The sequence below is a fragment of the Streptomyces ziwulingensis genome, assembly GCF_039542605.1.
GTDB classification, from domain to species: Bacteria; Actinomycetota; Actinomycetes; order Streptomycetales; family Streptomycetaceae; genus Streptomyces; species Streptomyces ziwulingensis.
In genome coordinates this window covers 112,797-130,348 of the sequence record NZ_BAABIG010000080.1, presented here as the reverse complement: position 1 = coordinate 130,348, position 17,552 = coordinate 112,797, and the positions used below count along the sequence as shown (strand labels likewise).

The window sequence follows — 17,552 nt, the reverse complement described above, 5'->3', positions numbered from 1 at the left end:
CTGAGCCGGTGCCGCCGGCCGGACACCGCCGCCCCCGGCGGCCACGGGGGAGCGCCGAGGGCGGCGGGGGGAGTGCGGAAGCTCCGGTTACGGCCACGCGTCAGACCGTGGGGCGGAGAGCGGAGAGCGGAGAGCGGGGAGTGGAGAGCGGAGAGCGGTCCGGGCAGGCCGGCCGCTCGGGCCCGTACCCGCGGGCGGGATACTGGGGGCATGCGGTTGACGGTCTTCTGGCAGCGGATGGCGGATCACTTCGGTCCCGGCTACGCCGGCACCTTCGCACGTGATCATGTGATGGCGGAACTCGGTGGACGTACGGTGCAGGAGGCACTGGACGCCGGCTGGGACGCGAAGGAAGTGTGGCGCGTGGTCTGCGCGGTCATGAACGTGCCGCAGGAACAGCGCTGACCGGTCACGAAGATCGTTTACCGGCCACGAAGTTCACAGGCCGGCGTCCGGCTGTCGGTGGCGTGGGCGAGACTGGGGCGGTGGCATCCACTGACGAATCCGGGCAGCCAGCCCCGCACGTATCCCCGTCCGGCCCGACACCGCCCACCGGGCCGGCGGCGCGCGATGCGGCCGGGGCCGGCCGCATGCCGCGCTGGCTGCCCCGCGCCATGGTGCTCGCCCTCGCGCTCTACGCCGTGTTCCAGCTCGGGAGCTGGGCCTTCCACCAGCTCACCGCCCTACTGATCAACATCCTCATCGCGTTCTTCCTGTCCCTGGCCGTCGAGCCCGCGGTGAGCTGGATGGCCGCGCGCGGGATGCGCCGGGGCTTCGCCACCTTCCTCGTCTTCATCGGCGTGCTGATCGCCGCGGCGGGCTTCGTCACGCTGCTCGGCTCCATGCTCGCGGGCCAGATCATCAAGATGGTCGAGGACTTCCCGCAGTACCTCGACTCCGTCATCAACTGGATCAACGCCCACTTCCACACCGAACTGCGCCGGGTGGACATCCAGGAGGGACTGCTGCGCTCCGACTGGCTGCGCAACTACGTGCAGAACAGCGCCACCGGCGTCCTGGACGTGTCCGCCCAGGTCCTCGGCGGGCTCTTCACGCTGCTGACGATCGGGCTGTTCTCCTTCTACTTCGCCGCCGACGGCCCACGGCTGCGGCGCGCGCTCTGTTCGGTCCTGCCGCCCGCCCGGCAGGCCGAGGTGCTGCGCGCGTGGGAGATCGCCGTGGACAAGACCGGCGGCTACCTCTACTCACGCGGCCTGATGGCGCTGATCTCCGGTGTGGCCCACTACATCCTCCTGGAGATCCTGGAGGTGCCCTACGCGCCCGCGCTCGCGGTGTGGGTGGGGCTGGTGTCGCAGTTCATCCCCACCATCGGCACGTATCTCGCGGGCGCCCTGCCGATGCTGATCGCCTTCACGGTCGACCCCTGGTACGCGTTGTGGGTACTGATCTTCGTGGTGGTCTACCAGCAGTTCGAGAACTACGTGCTGCAGCCCAAGCTGACCTCCAAGACCGTCGACATCCACCCCGCGGTCGCCTTCGGTTCGGTCATCGTGGGCACCGCCCTCCTCGGCGCCGTCGGCGCCCTGATCGCCATCCCCGCGGTCGCCACGCTCCAGGCTTTCCTGGGCGCGTACGTCAAGCGGTACGACGTCACGGACGATCCCCGTGTCCAGGGGCACCGGGACCGGCCCCGGGACCGGGACGGCGGGCCGGCTCCCTTCGGACGTGTGCGTGACCTCTGGGCCCGGAGACCGGAGCGGCACGGGTCCGCGGGGTCCGCGGGGTCTGCGGAGGCCGGGGCAGCCGGAGCGGCAGGAGCGGCCGGGGATGGGCGGGAGAAGGGCTCGGGCGGACCGGCCTGAGCGCGGCCCGGGGTGGCCCGAGTCGGCCCCGGGCTGGTCCGCCGCCGGCCCGGGGCCGTCGTGCCGTGCGAGCGCCCGCCCGGCCGCGGACGTAGCGTCGGAAGTGCCGGGTGGTGCGCTTGACACAAAAATCGAACATCCATTCTTATGGAGGTTCCGGCAAGCCCGAGGGCCGGGCGATTCGGCCGAGTCTGGGTGGATACGCACCCTGGTTATCCACAGGCCGGACCCGTGTCGGGACCCATTGTCAGTGGCAGGCGTTAGCGTTTTTGACGTGAAGCGATCGACTCAAGCAAATCGGGTGGAACCCATGGCAGGTACCGACCGCGAGAAGGCCCTGGAGGCCGCTCTCGCACAGATTGAACGGCAATTCGGCAAGGGCGCGGTCATGCGCATGGGCGAGCGGCCCAACGAGCCCATCGAGGTCATCCCGACCGGGTCCACCGCGCTCGACGTGGCCCTCGGCGTCGGCGGGCTGCCGCGCGGCCGCGTGGTGGAGGTCTACGGCCCCGAGTCCTCCGGCAAGACGACCCTGACCCTGCACGCCGTGGCGAACGCCCAGAAGGCCGGTGGCCAGGTCGCCTTCGTGGACGCGGAGCACGCCCTCGACCCCGAGTACGCGAGGAAGCTCGGCGTCGACATCGACAACCTGATCCTCTCCCAGCCGGACAACGGCGAGCAGGCCCTGGAAATCGTGGACATGCTGATCCGCTCCGGCGCCCTCGACCTCATCGTCATCGACTCCGTCGCCGCGCTCGTGCCGCGCGCGGAGATCGAGGGCGAGATGGGCGACAGCCACGTCGGCCTCCAGGCCCGGCTGATGAGCCAGGCCCTGCGGAAGATCACCAGCGCGCTCAACCAGTCCAAGACCACCGCCATCTTCATCAACCAGCTCCGCGAGAAGATCGGCGTGATGTTCGGCTCCCCGGAGACCACGACCGGTGGCCGCGCCCTGAAGTTCTACGCCTCCGTGCGCATCGACATCCGGCGCATCGAGACGCTGAAGGACGGCACGGAGGCGGTCGGCAACCGCACCCGTTGCAAGGTCGTCAAGAACAAGGTCGCGCCCCCCTTCAAGCAGGCCGAGTTCGACATCCTCTACGGCCACGGCATCAGCCGCGAGGGCGGCCTGATCGACATGGGCGTGGAGAACGGCTTCGTCCGCAAGGCCGGTGCCTGGTACACGTACGAGGGTGACCAACTCGGACAGGGCAAGGAGAACGCCCGCAACTTCCTGAAGGACAACCCCGACCTCGCCAACGAGATCGAGAAGAAGATCAAGGAGAAGCTGGGCGTCGGAGTGCGCCCCGAAGCGCCGGCCACCGAGCCGGGCGCGGACGCCGCGGTCACTTCCGCTCCGGCCGACGCGGCCGCGACGGTGCCCGCCCCCGCGGCCAAGGCCACCAAGTCCAAGGCCACGACCGCCAAGAGCTGACCCGTGACACGACGAACCGACTGGTCCGAGTACGCCTCCCCGGACCTTCCCGCGCGGGAACACCGGCGGAGCGGACCGGACGACAAGGGCTCCGCCGGGGCGGGCGGCGGCGGATACGAAGGTGGCCTCGCCGGGCCGGGTGACGGCTTCGGCCCGGCGGACGCCGCCTCGTACCCGCGTCACTCGCGTCACCTCTCGCCGCCGTACGACCCCTCGCCCCCGTACGGCATGGAGAAGCCGTACGACATCGAGGCGCCGTACGGGGACGCGCCGGGGGACGGTCCCGAGCACGGCAGTGGTCCGCGTGGCGAGGGCAGAGGGCGTCGCGGCGGCGGCCGGTCCCGGGGCATCGGCGGGTCCGGCGGATCTCGCGGGCGTCGTGGACGCGACCGCGACGACCCGCCGGAAGAAGACGGAGGTGCCGCTTCCTCGTCGAGGGCCGAGAAGGTGGAGCCTCCGCGGGACCCGGTCGAGCAGGCACGGGCGCTCTGCCTGCGCCTGCTCACCGGGACCCCGCGCACCCGCAAGCAACTCGCCGACGCCCTGCGCAAGAAGGAGATCCCGGACGAGGCCGCGGAGGAGGTGCTGTCCCGGTTCGAAGAGGTCGGCCTGATCAACGACAGCGCCTTCGCGGAGGCCTGGGTGGAATCCCGGCACCACGGCCGCGGGCTGGCCCGCCGCGCGCTCGCCAGGGAACTGCGGACCAAGGGCGTCGACTCCACCCTCATCGACGAGGCCGTCTCCCAGCTCGACTCCGAGCAGGAGGAGGAGACCGCGCGCGAGCTGGTGGCCCGGAAACTGCGCTCCACCCGCGGGCTCGATCGTGACAAGAGGCTGCGCCGGCTCGCGGGCATGCTGGCCCGCAAGGGCTACTCCCAGGGAATGGCGCTCAAGGTGGTCCGGCAGGCGCTGGAGGAGGAGGGGGAGGACACCGAGTTCCTGGGTGACGAGACCTTCTGAAACCCGCGGTCACCGCGCGCGCCGCCGAACCGGCCACTCGGCCGAACCGGCCCCCTGATCCGCGCACGATTACCTTGCGCTCCCGGAAGGGTGCGTCCTTCTCACGCGGCTGTACCGTCTGCTGCCGTCACGCGGGTGTCCGATCCGTGACACCTCGTGCATGTGCCGCCTCTGGAGACCCCGTCGGCGGGCTGAACCCGCACGGAGTCCTCGCCACGTCCAGAAAGGCGGCCCCGCCATGCCCTCCACCACGCCTCCCTGCCCTGTAACCCCGGCCTCACCTGCCGCCCCTGCCTCCCCTGTATCCCTTTCTGTTCCAAGCTGCCCCTCTCGTCCTTCCCGTCCCTCCCGCCTCGCCCCTCCCTCCCGCCCTTCTCGTAGAGCGCTTCTAGCCCTTCTGTTCAGTACCGGGCTGCTGGTGAGTGGGTGCGGCACGTTCTCCGACTCGGACGCGGGGGCCGCCGTGGACGGGCGGCTCACCCTCGGGTTCGTCAACGGAGGGGGCAGCCAGTTCCACACCTGTCTCCAGCGGACCGTGGAGACCGCGGCCAAGAACAACTTCGCCACGCTGGTGACGGCCAACTCCCACCAGGACGCCGGGACGGAACTGGCCAACATCGAGCACATGATCGCGCGCCAGGTCGACGCGATCATCCTGCAGACCGTCAGCACGGACGCCCTGGAGAAGGACATCGCCAAGGCCAGAAGCGCGGGCATACCCGTCTTCCTGACCTCCGTGAGCACCGACCCGTCCGACATCCTCGGAGCCGTCGTCGTAGACCTGGAGGCGGTCGGCCGGCTGGACGCCCAGTGGATCGCTCGCGACGCGGACGGCCGCCAGGTGCGGGTCGGTGTGATCGCGGGCGCGCCCGGTGCCGCCTCCGACCTGCTGGTCGGCGGCTTCACCGCGGCGCTCCCCGCTCGCGCGAAGGTGGTCGCGACGGAGCCCGGCATGTTCGACGCGGCCAAGGCGCGCAAGGCCGCCGCCGGGATGATCCAGGACCACCCGGACCTGGACTACGCCTTCGTCGCCAACGAGCAGATGGCCTTCGCAGCCCGGAAGGCGTTCGACGCGGCCGGCGCCGGCCGGGTGAAGATCGTGACGGTGAACGGCACCGACGAGGCCCTGGTCGCGCTCAAGGACGGACGGTTCGCCGCGACGGTCTCCAACTCGGCCGGTGAGACCGGCGAACTGGCCGTCAGGAACACCATCGAGCTGCTGCGCGGCCGGAAGGCGGAGAAGATCGCCAAGACCCCGATCCGGCTGATCACCAAGGGCACCGCGGACACGGCGCCGTTCTACTGCGAATCAGCACTCTGATCCACCGCGAATCCGCACTCTGACCGCGCGCCCGGGGGACGGACAGCCCCCGGGCGCGCGCGTCACCGTGAGCCTTCGGCGGACACCGGCAGACCCGCCGCGCGCCACGCCTGGAATCCGCCGACCAGATCGGTGGCCCGGCGCAGCCCCAGGCGGTGCAGGGACTCCGCGGCCAGGCTGGAGGCGTACCCCTCGTTGCAGACGACGACGACCCGTATCCCGTGGCCGGTGGCCTCCGGGAGGCGGTGGCTGCCCCGGGGGTCCAGCCGCCACTCCAGTTCGTTCCGCTCGATCACCAGGGCACCGGGGATCACCCCGTCCCGCTCGCGCAGTGCCGCGTACCGGATGTCCACCAGGAGCGCCTGACCGGCCTCGGCGGCCTCGTGCGCCTCCTGCGGCTCGATCCTCCGGTAGCCGGCCCGTACCCGTTCGAGGAGGTCGTCGATGCCGACGGGGTCGCTCGCTGCCAGTCCGTCGCTCACTGCCAGTCCTCGGGGCGCTCGACCTGCTCCAGGCGCAGGATCGGTCCGCTGCGGCTGTAGCGGCGGATCCGCGGCAGCGGCGGATAGTAGGCGTGCACCGAGACGGCGTGCCGGTCGGCGGACTCGTTGAGCACCTCGTGCACATGGTGCCGTCCGAAGGCGCGGCCCTGCCCGGTGGCCAGCCGGCGTTCCCGGTCCACGCCGTCGGTCAGCTCCAGGGTCCGCCAGCCGTCGGTGGGCAGCCGGGCGGCGAGGGCGTGCTCCTTGAGTTCGCCCGCCGCGGTCACGAAGGCGCCCACCGAGTCCGCGTGGTCGTGCCAGCCGGTACCCGAGCCGGGCGGCCAGCCGATCAGCCACGCCTCGCTGCCGCCGGGCCCCTCCAGCCGCACCCAGGTACGGCCCTCCGGATCGAGCGGCAGCGAGGCGATGAGGTCGGCGTCGGCGGCGGCCCGCCGCGCGAAGGCGAGCAGCTCGGCCTGGGTCGGCGCGGCGACACCGGACTTCGCGGCGACACCGGACTTCGCGGCGACACCGGACTTCGCGGGGTCACCGGACGCGGCGGGGACAGCGGCGGAGGAGGCGGGAGGGGACGCGGGGGAGGGGGCAGAGACAGACATGGCTACCGTCCTGGAGGAGTTCGCGGAAGCGCGCGGCGCAACGCGAGAGGCGCGGCGCGCGAAAAGAGGGGGCGAAGTCAGCAGGACGGACGACAGACGCAACCCGCATAGCGGAGGAGGTCCATATGGACCCTCCGCCACAGGCGCACATCGGTGTCGGTCATGGCCCGGAGTAGACCATGACCGCCACGGCCGGTCAACCGACTGTCACCATGTGGACAAAACGGTGACGGTCAGTCGCCTCAGCGGGAAGACAACGGGAAGACAACGGGAAGACAGCGGGAAGCCGGCGGGAATTCTCAGCGGGAACCGGCCGCCGCCCCGCTCCCGGACCTCGCCGTCCCGGCTCCCGCCGTCGGCGCGGGACCGCCCAGCGCCGCCTCGGCAGCCGTGTAGAGGTCGGCCGGGCGCACCCCGTTCAGCGCCGTGACCAGGTGACCGTCGGGCCGCACCAGCAGGACGGTGTGCGCGCCGGCCCCCGGATACCCCTCGGCCACCAGCAGCTCGGCGCGGTACGGCAGCGCGGTCACCGCCGCGGCCAGCCGGGGCATGACGCCGGCCGTCACCCAGTGCTTGCGCTCCCACACACCGGTACCCGGCGCGATCAGCACCACCAGGAGCGCCCCCCGCCCGAGCCGGTCGTGCAACGGGACGAAGCTGCCGTCCTCCGCCGTGACCTGCACGTCCGTGACCAGGGCTCCGGGGGGCGTCGCGACGGGCGTCTCCCCGTCGAGGTGTTCGGGCGCGAGCGGCGAATCGGCGTACGCCCCCGGCGCGCCGAGTGCTCCGCGCCCCAAGTGACCCTCCGTGAGGAGCGCGTCGTGGCCGCGGGCCGCGCCGGGGACGTAACCGCGCAGGCCCCCGCCGCCGCGCAGCAGGGGCAGCGCCTGGTCGGCGGCGCGCAGCCGGGCGGCGATCACCGCGCGCCGCTCCGCCTGATAACTGTCGAGCAGTGCCTCGTACGGGCCGCCGTGCCAGGCCAGGCCCAGTTTCCAGGCGAGGTTGTCGGCGTCCCGCAACCCCTCGACCAGTCCCTGCGTGCCCAGCGCGCCGAGCAGGTGGGCCGCGTCCCCGGCGAGGAAGACGCGGCCGACGCGCCAGCGCCGGGCCAGGCGGTGGTGGACGGTGTGGACGCCGGTGTCGAGCAGCTCGTACGCCGGGGTGTCCCCGCCGTTCCAGCCGGCCAGGGTCTCGCGGACCCGGTCGACCAGCAGTTCCGGCGTCACCAGGTCCTTGCCCGGCGGCAGCAGCCAGTCCAGGCGCCACACGCCGTCCGGCAGGGGGCGGCCGGTGATCTCTCCCGCCGACGGCCCCGACGTACGCCAGGGCGGTGACCGGTGGAGCAACGCTTCTTCACTCCAGGGAAGCTCGGTGCGCAGGGCGGCCACCGCGTGCCGTTCCACCGCCGTGCGGCCGGGGAAGCGGATGTCCTGGAGCTTGCGCACGGTCGAGCGGGGGCCGTCGCAGCCGACCAGGTAACTGCCGCGCCACCAGGTGCCCCTGGGGCCGCGGGTGTGGGCGGTGACGCCGGAGGACTCCTGTTCGATGCCGTCCAGGCGGCTGTCCGCGGCGATCTTCACCAGCGACTCGCGGGCCAGGGCGGCGCGCAGCGTGCCGGTCAGGACGTGCTGGGCGAGGTGCAGCGGGCCGGGCCCGGAGTCGTCGTCGAACGTGATGTCGCGCATCACCTGCCTGCGCCGCATCGACCGCCAACCGGCCCAACGGAAACCTGCCCGCGAGAGCGGGGCGCCGGTGAGCCGTTCGAGCAGGGCGACGGCGTCCTCGGGCAGGACGACGGTACGCGCGAGGCGCGGTTCGTCCTTGCCCGGACCCTCGTCGAGGACGACGCAGGGCACCTCCTGGCGCGCCAGACAGAGGGCGAGCGTGAGGCCGACGGGCCCCGCTCCGACGATGATCACCGGGTCCACGGCGCGGCGCTCCCTGCCTGCGGCGACGTCCTGGGGGACCCAGGTGAACAGGGAGGTGGAGCAGGGTGCGCGATCACAGAACGTATGCAACCCATTGCCGCTGCTTGCGTCAAGTGACGGAGGCAGTGGCGGACCGCGCCACTGCCTCCGTGCGGGTCGTACGAGTTGACCGAGTGTCGGTCCGGGCCGGGTGAACGGCCCGTTCCGCGTCGGCCGGGGGGATCACATCCCGCCGGCCCCGGTGCCCGCCGTGCCCGCCACCTGAGCGTCGTTCGCGCCCAGCACCGCGCCGGACGACTTCTTGGCCCTGCGCAGCCGCTGCTCCAGCCAGCCGGCGAAGGTCGTCAGCGCGAAGTTGAGCGCGATGTAGATCACCGCCACCACCGTGAAGGAGGCGATGACGTTGGCGCCGTAGTAGCCGCTCATCGTGTTGGCCGAGGCCAGCAGCTCCGGGAAGGTGAGGACGGCGCCGCCGAGCGCGGTGTCCTTCAGGATCACGACGAGCTGGCTGACGATGGCCGGCAGCATCGTGGTGACCGCCTGCGGCAGCAGGATCAGCCGCATGAGCTGGCCCTTGCGCAGCCCCACCGCCATCGCCGCCTCGGACTGGCCCTTGGGCAGCGCCAGGATGCCCGCCCGGACGATCTCCGCGAGGACGGAGGCGTTGTAGAGCACCAGGCCCGTGACGACGGCGTACAGCGGACGGTCCTGGGTGCTGACGTCCGTGTACTCGGAGAACAGCGCGAGACCGAAGATCATCAGGACCAGGACCGGGATGGCCCGGAAGAACTCGACCACGACCCCGACCGGGATGCGCACCCAGGCGTGGTCGGAGAGCCGGGCGATGCCGAGCACGGCACCGAGCGGCAGGGCGATGACCATCGCGAGGGCGGCGGCCTTCAGGGTGTTCTGCAGACCGGGCCAGATGTACGTCGACCAGGGCTCGGTACCGGTGAAGAACATCTCCCACTTGGCCCAGTCGAGCTGCTCCTTCTCGTCCAGGACCTGGTACACCCACCACAGCAGGGCGAGCAGCACGACCGTGAAGACGACCGTGAGCAGGACGTTGCGCCGCTTGGCGCGCGGGCCCTGGGCGTCGTAGAGAACGGAGCTCATCGCTTCACCGCCACCTTCTTGCCCACCCAGCCGAGGATCAGGCCGGTCGGCAGCGTCAGAACCACGAACCCGAACGCGATGACCGCGGAGATCAGCAGCAGTTGGGCCTCGTTCTCGATCATCTCCTTCATCACCAGCGCCGCCTCGGTGACACCGATGGCGGCGGCCACCGTGGTGTTCTTGGTGAGCGCGATCAGCACGTTCGCCAGGGGGACGACGGAGGAGCGGAACGCCTGGGGCAGTACGACGAGGCGCAGCACCTGTCCGAAGCTGAGGCCGATGGCGCGGGCCGCCTCCGCCTGGCCGACCGGCACGGTGTTGATGCCGGACCGCAGCGCCTCGCAGACGAAGGCCGAGGTGTAGAGGATCAGGCCGAGGACCGCGAGCCGGAAGTTCAGCGCCTCGAAGTCCTCCCCGGCGCCGAGGGAGATGTTGAGGGTCTGGTAGAGGCCCAGGGACGCGAACAGGATGATCACGGTGAGCGGGATGTTCCGCACGGTGTTCACGTACGTCGTCCCGATCCCGCGCATCAGCGGCACCGGGCCGACGCGCATGGCGGCCAGCACAGTGCCCCAGATCAGGGAGCCGACGGCGGCGAGCAGGGCGAGCTGCACCGTCGTCCAGAAGGCTCCCAGCAGGTCGTAGTCTGCAAGAAAGTCGAACACGATCTCCCGCGCTTTCGCGTGTAGGGATGCCCGCCCCGATGCGCCGCCCCTCACCCGGGACGGCGCACCCTGTCAGGCGTTGCCTCAGCTCTTGATGTCGCCGATCTTCGGCGCGGGCTCGTTCTTGTAGCCGGCCGGGCCGAGGTTGGCGTCCACGGCCTTCTGCCAGGCGCCGTCGGAGACCATGGCCTCGATCGCGTCGTTGATCTTCGTCTTGAGGTCGCTGCCCTTCTTGACGCCGATGCCGTAGTTCTCGTTGGTCATCTTGAAGCCGCCGAGCTTGAACTTGCCCTTGAACTGGGACTGGGCGGCGTAACCGGCGAGGATCGAGTCGTCCGTGGTCAGCGCGTCGATGGCCTTGGTCTGCACACCGGTGAGGCAGGCGGAGTAGGTCGGGTACTGCTGGAGCTGGGCCTTGGGCGCCAGCTTGTCCTTGACGTTCTGCGCGGAGGTCGAACCGGTGACCGAACACAGCTTCTTGCTGTTGAGGTCCTCCGGCGCCTTGATCGAGGAGTCGTCGGTGCGGATCAGCACGTCCTGGTGGGCGAGCAGGTACGGGCCGGCGAAGTCGACCTTCTCCTCGCGCTCCGGGGTGATCGAGTAGGTGGCGGCGATGAAGTCGACGTCACCGCGCTGGAGCATCGTCTCGCGGTCGGCGCTCTTCGACTCGGTCCACTCGATCTGGTCCTCGGTGTAGCCGAGCTTCTTCGCGACGTACTTGGCGACGTCCACGTCGAAGCCCGCGTAGCCCTGCGGGGTCTTCTGGCCGAGGCCCGGCTGGTCGAACTTGATGCCGATCTTGATCTTGTCGCCGCCGCCGGAGGAGCCGCTGTCGTCGCTGTCGTCACCACCGCAGGCGGTGGCGGTCAGGGCGAGGGCGAGTACGGCGGCCGAGGCGGCGGAGACCTTGCGGAGCTTCATGGTGGACATCCTTTGGCTGTGATCGGACGATCAGAGGTGGGCCGGCGGCAGCGGGTGACGCGGGCCGGCGGGGTGCGCCGGACCGGCGTCAGTGGTGCAGGATCTTCGACAGGAAGTCCTTGGCGCGGTCGCTGCGCGGGTTGCTGAAGAACTGGTCCGGCGCGGCCTCCTCGACGATCCGGCCGTCGGCCATGAAGACCACGCGGTTGGCCGCCGACCGGGCGAAGCCCATCTCGTGCGTGACGACGATCATGGTCATGCCGTCCCGGGCGAGCTGCTGCATGACTTCCAGGACCTCGTTGATCATCTCCGGGTCGAGCGCCGATGTCGGCTCGTCGAAGAGCATGACCTTCGGATCCATGGCCAGCGCCCGCGCGATCGCGACCCGCTGCTGCTGACCGCCGGAGAGCTGCGCGGGGTACTTGTCCGCCTGCTGCCCGACGCCCACCCGGTCCAGCAGGGCGCGGGCGTTCTCCTCGGCCTTCTTCTTCTCGGCCTTGCGGACCTTGACCTGTCCGAGGGTCACGTTCTCCAGCACGGTCTTGTGCGAGAAGAGGTTGAAGGACTGGAAGACCATGCCGACGTCGGCCCGCAGCCGGGCCAGTTCCTTGCCCTCCTGGGGCAGCGGCTTGCCGTCGATCGTGATCTCGCCCGAGTCAGTGGTCTCCAGGCGGTTGATGGTGCGGCACAGGGTGGACTTGCCGGACCCGGAGGGTCCGATGACCACGACGACCTCGCCGCGGGCGATCGTCAGGTCGATGTCCTGGAGCACGTGCAAAGCGCCGAAGTGCTTGTTGACGTTCTTCAGGACAACCAGGTCGCCGGTCGCGGCCTGGTCTTCCTTGGCCACCGATACTTCGGTCATCGCTTGCGGGCTCCGTCCTCCTCGGTTCTGGAGGACAGTAGTGACCGCACCCGACCTGCGTCTCCACATCTGAGGTGAATCTGAGCATCACGATCCGATAGCAATCGGACACAGCTCGTAGCAGGGGTGCGGAGGCCGCGTATCGGCCGGATAACTTCGAGTGCTCCGCAACCGGAACCCCCTTGACGCCGTCCCTCTTCATCAGCGTGACTGCACGGGGTGCACGCGCGTGCACGATTCCTATCGATGCCGGCCGTACGGCGGATGAACCGGAGGGGGCCAGGGTGAGACTGCTGCTCGTCGAGGACGACAATCATGTGGCCGCCGCGCTCTCCGCGGTCCTGGCCAGGCACGGATTCGACGTCACGCACGCCCGCAACGGCGAGGAGGCGCTGCGCGCGCTGGTCCCCGAGAGCGACGGCTTCGGGGTCGTCCTGCTCGACCTGGGCCTGCCCGACCAGGACGGCTACGAGGTCTGCGGCAAGATCCGCAAGCGCACCGCCACCCCGGTGATCATGGTGACCGCCCGCTCCGACGTCCGCTCCCGCATCCACGGCCTCAACCTCGGCGCCGACGACTACGTGGTCAAGCCGTACGACACCGGAGAACTGCTCGCCCGTATCCACGCCGTCAGCCGGCGCACCGTCCACGAGGAGGCGCCGGGGTCCGCCGACACCGTGCTGCGTCTCGGCCCCGTCCACATCGAACTGCCGACCCGCCAGGTCAGCGTGGACGGCACGGTCGTCCCGCTGACCCGCAAGGAGTTCGACCTGCTCGCCCTGCTCGCGCAGCGCCCCGGCGTGGTCTTCCGCCGCGAGCAGATCATCAGCGAGGTCTGGCGCACGAGCTGGGAGGGGACCGGCCGCACCCTGGAGGTGCACGTCGCGTCCCTGCGGGCCAAGCTGCGCCTGCCCACGCTGATCGAGACCGTACGGGGCGTCGGCTACCGCCTCGTCGCCCCCGCCGGGTAGCGGTCCCGGGTGCGCTCCCGTCTCCTTCCCCTGCTCATCATCCTGATGGCGGCCGTGCTGCTCGCCTTCGGCGTCCCGCTCGCGGTCAGCCTCGCCGGGGCCGAGCAGCAGCGGACCGTCGTCGACCGCATCGACGACACGGCCCGCTTCGCGTCGCTCGCCCAGTTCGTCGGCGACGCCCCCGAAGGCTCCCGCACCACCCCCACCGAGCGCCTGGCGACCCTGCGCTCCGAACTGATCAGCTACTACGAGGTCTACGGCATCCGGGCGGCCGTCTTCTACACCAGTCACATCCCCATGGCCAACGCTCCGACGACCTGGTTCCTCCCCCAGCGGGGCGAGGTGCGGGACGCCTTCGACGAGGCGCTGCTCAGCCGCCGCAGCCACGACCCCCAGCAGGTGTGGCCGTGGGAACGCGGCCGGCTGGTGGTCGCTTCGCCGGTCATCCGGGACGGGGACGTCGTCGCGGTCGTCGTCACCGACTCGCCGACCGGCCCGATGCGGTCACGGACGCTGCACGGCTGGCTGGTCATCGGGGCCGGCGAGATCGCCGCGATGCTGCTGGCCGTCGGCGCCGCCCTGCGGCTGACCGGCTGGGTGCTCACCCCCGTACGCGTCCTGGACGCCACCACCCACGACATCGCCACCGGCCGGCTGAAGTCCCGCGTCGCCCCGGCCGGCGGCCCCCCGGAACTCCAGCGGCTGGCCCGGTCGTTCAACGAGATGGCGGACAACGTCGAGGACGTCCTGGAGCAGCAGCGCGCCTTCGTCGCCGACGCCTCCCACCAACTGCGCAACCCGCTGGCCGCGCTGCTGCTGCGGATCGAGCTGCTCGCGCTGGAACTGCCGGAGGGCAACGCGGAGATCGCCTCGGTGCAGACCGAGGGCAAGCGACTGGCACACGTCCTGGACGACCTGCTCGACCTCGCGCTGGCCGAGCACACCCAGGCCGACCTGAGCGTCACCGACATCGGGGCGCTGACCGCGGAACGGGTCGCGGCCTGGTCGCCGACCGCCGACGCCCAAGGGGTGGGCCTGGTGGGCGACTGCCCGCCGACCACGGCCTGGGCGGACCCGGTGGCGCTCTCCAGCGCCCTGGACGCGGTCATCGACAACGCGCTGAAGTTCACCCCGGCGGGGGAGACCGTGCGGGTCGAGGTCGGCTCCCACGGCGCGGTGTCGACCGTCGTCGTCGCCGACCGCGGCCCCGGCCTCACCGACGAGGAACTGGCCCGCGTCGGCGACCGCTTCTGGCGCAGCGCACACCACCAGAACATCAAGGGCTCCGGCCTCGGCCTCTCCATCTGCCGGGCGCTGCTCGCCGCGGGCGGCGGCACCCTCGTCCACGAGCACCACGAGCCGCACGGCCTCAAGGTGACGGTCACCGTGCCCAGGACGGCGGGCGTCCCTCAGAGCTTGACGGACGCGTAGTACCGCCGGGCCCCCTCGTGCAGTCGCAGCGGATCGGTGTAGATCGCCGTGCGCAGGTCGACCAACTGGGCGGAGTGCACGTCCGCCCCGATGCCGTCCCGGCTCTCGATCACCGTCCGGGTCAGCCACTCGGTGAGCCGGGGATCCATGTCGTCCCGGGTCATCAGCAGGTTGGCCACCGCCATCGTCGGCACCACGGAGCCGTTCTGGACCGTGGGATAGGCCGTCTCCGGCATGTTCGTGGGGCGGTAGTAACGGGTCGCGCCGCCCTGCTCGTGCAGCTCGGTGACGAGCGTCTGGTCGATCGGCACGAACCGGAAGGGCGAGGTCCCCGCGATCCGCTCCAGTCCTTCCGTCGGCAGCCCGCCCGACCAGAAGAACGCGTCGAGACCGTGTCCGAGTTCCCTCGGCCCGGTGTCGATGCCGTTGGCCGCGGGCGTGATGTCCGCGCGCGGGTCGATGTCCGCGGCGCGCAGCACCCGTTCGGCGATCAGCCGCACACCCGAGTCGGGCAACCCGATGGCCACCCGCTTGCCCCGCAGGTCGGCCACGGTACGGATCTCCGAGTCGACGGGCACCACGAGCTGCACGTAGTCGTCGTACAGCCGGGCCACCCCGCGCAGCCGGCCGGCCCCGGGCCGCTCCTGGAGCTCGTACGTCTCCACCGCGTCCGCCGCCGCGATGGTGAAGTCGGCCCGGCCGCTCGCCACCTCCTCGACGTTCTCCTGCGACCCGGCGCTGGTCCGCAGCTCCACCTTCAGCCCCGGCATGTCCCGGCGCAGCTCGGTGCGGAGCAGCTCGCCGTACTTCTGATAGACCCCCGCGCGGGTGCCCGTGCTGAAGGTGATCGTCCCCCGGGGAGGGTCCTCGCCCAGCGGCAGCAGCCACCACACCAGCAGGCCGAGCACGACGGCACCGGCCGCGGCGCCCGTCAGGGCCCGGCGCCTGCCGATACGGGAGGAGAGCGTGGACATGCGCGCGATCCTGCCAGCCCGTACCGGAGCTGACCAGGGCCGGGCCCGGCCGTCCGGGACAGCGGGACGGCCGGGCCCGGCCGTCCGGGACAGCGGGGCGCGTGCCCCACGCGTGCCTCACCTGTTTCCCCACGCGTGCGCACGCGTGGGGCTCACCCGTGCCGCACCCGTTCCCCACGCGTGCCGCACCCGTTCCCCACGCGTGCGGCGCGCCCAGGTTCGCGGCCTCCGGCCTCCGGCCCCCACCCTCGGCCCCCGGTCCGCCTCAGTCGCCGACCGACGCCTCCGCGTTCGCCGTCGCCTGCGGCGCGTCCTCGGGCGCGTCGGGGCGGCGGCGGTTCCGGTCGCCGCGGCGCCGGGAGATCCGGGTCGCCACGGACTCGGTGTAGCGGGCGGTGAGCGGACCGACGACGACCAGGATCAGGACGTACGCCGTCGCGAGCGGTCCGAGCGACGGCTCGATGCCGGCCGTGACCGCGAGCCCCGCGATGACGATGGAGAACTCGCCGCGCGCCACCAGCGCGCCGCCCGCCCGCCAGCGGCCCTTGACCGAGATGCCGGACCTCCGGGCCGCCCAGTAGCCGGTGGCGATCTTCGTCCCCGCGGTGACGACGGCCAGCGCGAGGGCGGGCAGCAGCACCGGCGGGATGGACGCCGGGTCGGTGTGCAGCCCGAAGAAGACGAAGAAGACCGCGGCGAACAGGTCCCTGAGCGGGCTCAGCAGCGTGTGCGCGCCTTCCGCGACCTCACCGGAGAGGGCGATGCCGACCAGGAACGCGCCGACCGCGGCCGACACCTGGAGCTGCTGGGCCACGCCCGCCACCAGGATCGTCAGGCCCAGCACGACCAGCAGCAGCTTCTCCGGGTCGTCGCTGGAGACGAACCGGGAGATCACCCGCCCGTAGCGCACCGCCACGAACAGCACCAGACCGGCCGCGCCCAGCGCGATGGCCAGGGTGATGCTGCCGGTCATCAGGCCCGCCCCGGCCACCAGCGCGGTGACGATCGGCAGGTAGACCGCCATCGCCAGGTCCTCCAGGACCAGCACGCTCAGGATCACGGGGGTCTCGCGGTTGCCCACCCGGCCGAGATCGCCGAGCACCTTCGCGATGACGCCGGACGACGAGATCCAGGTGACGCCCGCCAGGACGACGGCGGCCACCGGGCCCCAGCCCAGCAGCAGCGCCGCCAGCGCGCCCGGCAGCGCGTTGAGCGCGCAGTCGACGAGGCCGGCCGGATAGTGCGACTTGAGGTTGGTGACGAGATCGCCGGCCGTGTACTCGAGGCCCAGCATCAGCAGCAGCAGGATGACGCCGATCTCGGCGCCGGCCGCGACGAACTCCTCACTGGCGCCGAGCGGCAGCAGGCCGCCCTCACCGAAGGCGAGACCGGCCAGCAGGTACAGCGGTATGGGGGAGAGCCGGAACCGGCCGGCGAACCGGCCGAGCAGGCCGAGACCCAGGATGATGGAACCGAACTCGATCAGCAGAACCGCGGAGTGCACCGGCTCACTCCCGACCGAGTATCGCCGCGGCGGCGTCGACGCCCTCACGCGTGCCGATGACGATCAGGGTGTCACCGCCCGCCAGCCGGAAGTCCGGCGCGGGCGAGGGGATCGCCTCCGCCCGGCGCAGCACCGCCACGACGGACGCGCCCGTGTCCGTGCGCATCCTGGTCTCGCCGAGCACCCGGCCGTTCCAGCGCGAGGTCGCGGAGACCTCGATCCGCTCGGCGACCAGGCCGAGATCGGTGGTGTACAGCAGGCTGGCGCTGTGGTGGGAGGGCTTGAGCGCGTCGATCAGCGCGCCCGCCTCCGAGCCGGTCAGCTTCAGGGACTGGGCGCAGGAGTCGGGGTCGTCGGACCGGTACACGTTCACCGTGCGGGCACCGTCGCGGTGCGCCACCACCGAGAGCTGGCGGTGTTCCCGGGTCTCCAGGTCGTACTGCACCCCGATACCCGGCAGCGGCGTCGCCCTCAGGCGTGGAGCGGACACGAGTCTTCCCCTCATTCGTCCAACGTGTTTCGTCCTACGTGTGCGGTGC

The 17,552-nt window shown here is 71.4% G+C and carries 18 protein-coding genes; 7 read left to right on the top strand and 11 right to left on the bottom strand.

What is annotated here, in order from left to right:
• Nucleotides 1-210 precede the first annotated feature (210 nt).
• The 5 genes from ABEB00_RS31035 (at nucleotide 211) to ABEB00_RS31015 (ending at nucleotide 5,539) form a co-directional block, all read left to right on the top strand.
• A complete protein-coding gene (locus ABEB00_RS31035) occupies nucleotides 211-405 on the top strand; it encodes a DUF3046 domain-containing protein (RefSeq protein WP_345623975.1) in 195 nt (64 codons plus the stop codon).
• Nucleotides 406-590: 185 nt separating this feature from the next.
• On the top strand, nucleotides 591-1,823 hold the full coding sequence (locus tag ABEB00_RS31030) for an AI-2E family transporter (protein ID WP_345623974.1): 1,233 nt from the start codon (nucleotides 591-593) through the stop codon (nucleotides 1,821-1,823).
• 310 nt (nucleotides 1,824-2,133) lie between these two features.
• Entirely contained in the window at nucleotides 2,134-3,258 is a 1,125-nt protein-coding gene (gene recA, locus ABEB00_RS31025; protein WP_345623973.1) for a recombinase RecA, read from the top strand.
• A gap of 3 nt (nucleotides 3,259-3,261) precedes the next feature.
• A complete protein-coding gene (gene recX, locus ABEB00_RS31020) occupies nucleotides 3,262-4,218 on the top strand; it encodes a recombination regulator RecX (RefSeq protein WP_345623971.1) in 957 nt (318 codons plus the stop codon).
• A 418-nt stretch (nucleotides 4,219-4,636) separates the two neighbouring features.
• Nucleotides 4,637-5,539 carry a sugar ABC transporter substrate-binding protein gene (locus ABEB00_RS31015; protein ID WP_425586597.1) on the top strand — a complete coding sequence of 301 codons (903 nt, stop codon included), beginning with the start codon at nucleotides 4,637-4,639 and terminating at the stop codon, nucleotides 5,537-5,539.
• A 62-nt stretch (nucleotides 5,540-5,601) separates the two neighbouring features.
• Here ABEB00_RS31015 and ABEB00_RS31010 read toward each other — a convergent pair whose 3' ends face one another.
• The 8 genes from ABEB00_RS31010 to ABEB00_RS30975 form a co-directional block, all read right to left on the bottom strand.
• The gene (locus ABEB00_RS31010; RefSeq protein ID WP_425586596.1) at nucleotides 5,602-6,021 is read right to left on the bottom strand and encodes a rhodanese-like domain-containing protein; all 420 of its coding nucleotides are present in this window, start codon (nucleotides 6,019-6,021) and stop codon (nucleotides 5,602-5,604) included.
• Nucleotides 6,018-6,638, bottom strand: a complete 621-nt coding sequence (locus ABEB00_RS31005; RefSeq protein WP_345623970.1) for a cupin domain-containing protein — start codon at nucleotides 6,636-6,638, stop codon at nucleotides 6,018-6,020. Before ABEB00_RS31005 ends, ABEB00_RS31010 begins: the two co-directional genes overlap by 4 nt.
• 77 nt (nucleotides 6,639-6,715) lie before the next feature.
• Nucleotides 6,716-6,763: a hypothetical protein gene (locus ABEB00_RS36150; RefSeq protein WP_311314449.1), complete on the bottom strand. Its 48-nt coding sequence runs from the start codon at nucleotides 6,761-6,763 to the stop codon at nucleotides 6,716-6,718.
• A 174-nt stretch (nucleotides 6,764-6,937) separates the two neighbouring features.
• Nucleotides 6,938-8,566, bottom strand: coding sequence for an FAD-dependent monooxygenase (locus ABEB00_RS30995; RefSeq protein WP_345623969.1), 1,629 nt, complete (start codon nucleotides 8,564-8,566; stop codon nucleotides 6,938-6,940).
• A 222-nt stretch (nucleotides 8,567-8,788) separates the two neighbouring features.
• Nucleotides 8,789-9,682 (bottom strand): amino acid ABC transporter permease, encoded by an 894-nt coding sequence (locus ABEB00_RS30990; RefSeq protein ID WP_345623967.1) that lies wholly within the window; start codon nucleotides 9,680-9,682, stop codon nucleotides 8,789-8,791.
• Nucleotides 9,679-10,347, bottom strand: coding sequence for an amino acid ABC transporter permease (locus tag ABEB00_RS30985; RefSeq protein ID WP_345623965.1), 669 nt, complete (start codon nucleotides 10,345-10,347; stop codon nucleotides 9,679-9,681). Before ABEB00_RS30985 ends, ABEB00_RS30990 begins: the two co-directional genes overlap by 4 nt.
• An 84-nt stretch (nucleotides 10,348-10,431) precedes the next feature.
• Complete coding sequence (locus tag ABEB00_RS30980) at nucleotides 10,432-11,268, bottom strand: glutamate ABC transporter substrate-binding protein (RefSeq protein ID WP_345623964.1); 837 nt, start codon at nucleotides 11,266-11,268, stop codon at nucleotides 10,432-10,434.
• Between the two features lie 88 nt (nucleotides 11,269-11,356).
• Nucleotides 11,357-12,133 carry an amino acid ABC transporter ATP-binding protein gene (locus ABEB00_RS30975; protein WP_345623962.1) on the bottom strand — a complete coding sequence of 259 codons (777 nt, stop codon included), beginning with the start codon at nucleotides 12,131-12,133 and terminating at the stop codon, nucleotides 11,357-11,359.
• Between the two features lie 284 nt (nucleotides 12,134-12,417).
• Here ABEB00_RS30975 and ABEB00_RS30970 point away from each other — a divergent pair, with 284 nt between their 5' ends.
• Both ABEB00_RS30970 and ABEB00_RS30965 read left to right on the top strand, forming a co-directional pair.
• On the top strand, nucleotides 12,418-13,104 hold the full coding sequence (locus ABEB00_RS30970) for a response regulator transcription factor (protein WP_345623961.1): 687 nt from the start codon (nucleotides 12,418-12,420) through the stop codon (nucleotides 13,102-13,104).
• 9 nt (nucleotides 13,105-13,113) lie between these two features.
• Nucleotides 13,114-14,535 carry a HAMP domain-containing sensor histidine kinase gene (locus ABEB00_RS30965; RefSeq protein WP_345623960.1) on the top strand — a complete coding sequence of 474 codons (1,422 nt, stop codon included), beginning with the start codon at nucleotides 13,114-13,116 and terminating at the stop codon, nucleotides 14,533-14,535.
• Here the strand turns inward: ABEB00_RS30965 and ABEB00_RS30960 are convergent.
• From ABEB00_RS30960 to ABEB00_RS30950, 3 genes are all read right to left on the bottom strand, one after another.
• Nucleotides 14,514-15,509: a TAXI family TRAP transporter solute-binding subunit gene (locus ABEB00_RS30960; RefSeq protein ID WP_345623959.1), complete on the bottom strand. Its 996-nt coding sequence runs from the start codon at nucleotides 15,507-15,509 to the stop codon at nucleotides 14,514-14,516. The genes ABEB00_RS30965 and ABEB00_RS30960 overlap by 22 nt on opposite strands.
• 265 nt (nucleotides 15,510-15,774) lie before the next feature.
• Nucleotides 15,775-17,013, bottom strand: coding sequence for a cation:proton antiporter (locus ABEB00_RS30955; protein WP_345623958.1), 1,239 nt, complete (start codon nucleotides 17,011-17,013; stop codon nucleotides 15,775-15,777).
• A gap of 4 nt (nucleotides 17,014-17,017) precedes the next feature.
• Nucleotides 17,018-17,503 (bottom strand): cation:proton antiporter regulatory subunit, encoded by a 486-nt coding sequence (locus ABEB00_RS30950; protein WP_345623957.1) that lies wholly within the window; start codon nucleotides 17,501-17,503, stop codon nucleotides 17,018-17,020.
• Nucleotides 17,504-17,552: the final 49 nt, after the last annotated feature.

Coding starts and splice junctions, on each gene's coding strand:
- ABEB00_RS31035 (WP_345623975.1), top strand. CDS start 211: ATGCGGTTGACGGTCTTCTGGCAGCGGATGGCGGATCACTTCGGTCCC.
- ABEB00_RS31030 (WP_345623974.1), top strand. CDS start 591: ATGCCGCGCTGGCTGCCCCGCGCCATGGTGCTCGCCCTCGCGCTCTAC.
- recA (WP_345623973.1), top strand. CDS start 2,134: ATGGCAGGTACCGACCGCGAGAAGGCCCTGGAGGCCGCTCTCGCACAG.
- ABEB00_RS31005 (WP_345623970.1), bottom strand. CDS start 6,638: ATGTCTGTCTCTGCCCCCTCCCCCGCGTCCCCTCCCGCCTCCTCCGCC.
- ABEB00_RS30990 (WP_345623967.1), bottom strand. CDS start 9,682: ATGAGCTCCGTTCTCTACGACGCCCAGGGCCCGCGCGCCAAGCGGCGC.
- ABEB00_RS30980 (WP_345623964.1), bottom strand. CDS start 11,268: ATGAAGCTCCGCAAGGTCTCCGCCGCCTCGGCCGCCGTACTCGCCCTC.
- ABEB00_RS30975 (WP_345623962.1), bottom strand. CDS start 12,133: ATGACCGAAGTATCGGTGGCCAAGGAAGACCAGGCCGCGACCGGCGAC.
- ABEB00_RS30960 (WP_345623959.1), bottom strand. CDS start 15,509: ATGTCCACGCTCTCCTCCCGTATCGGCAGGCGCCGGGCCCTGACGGGC.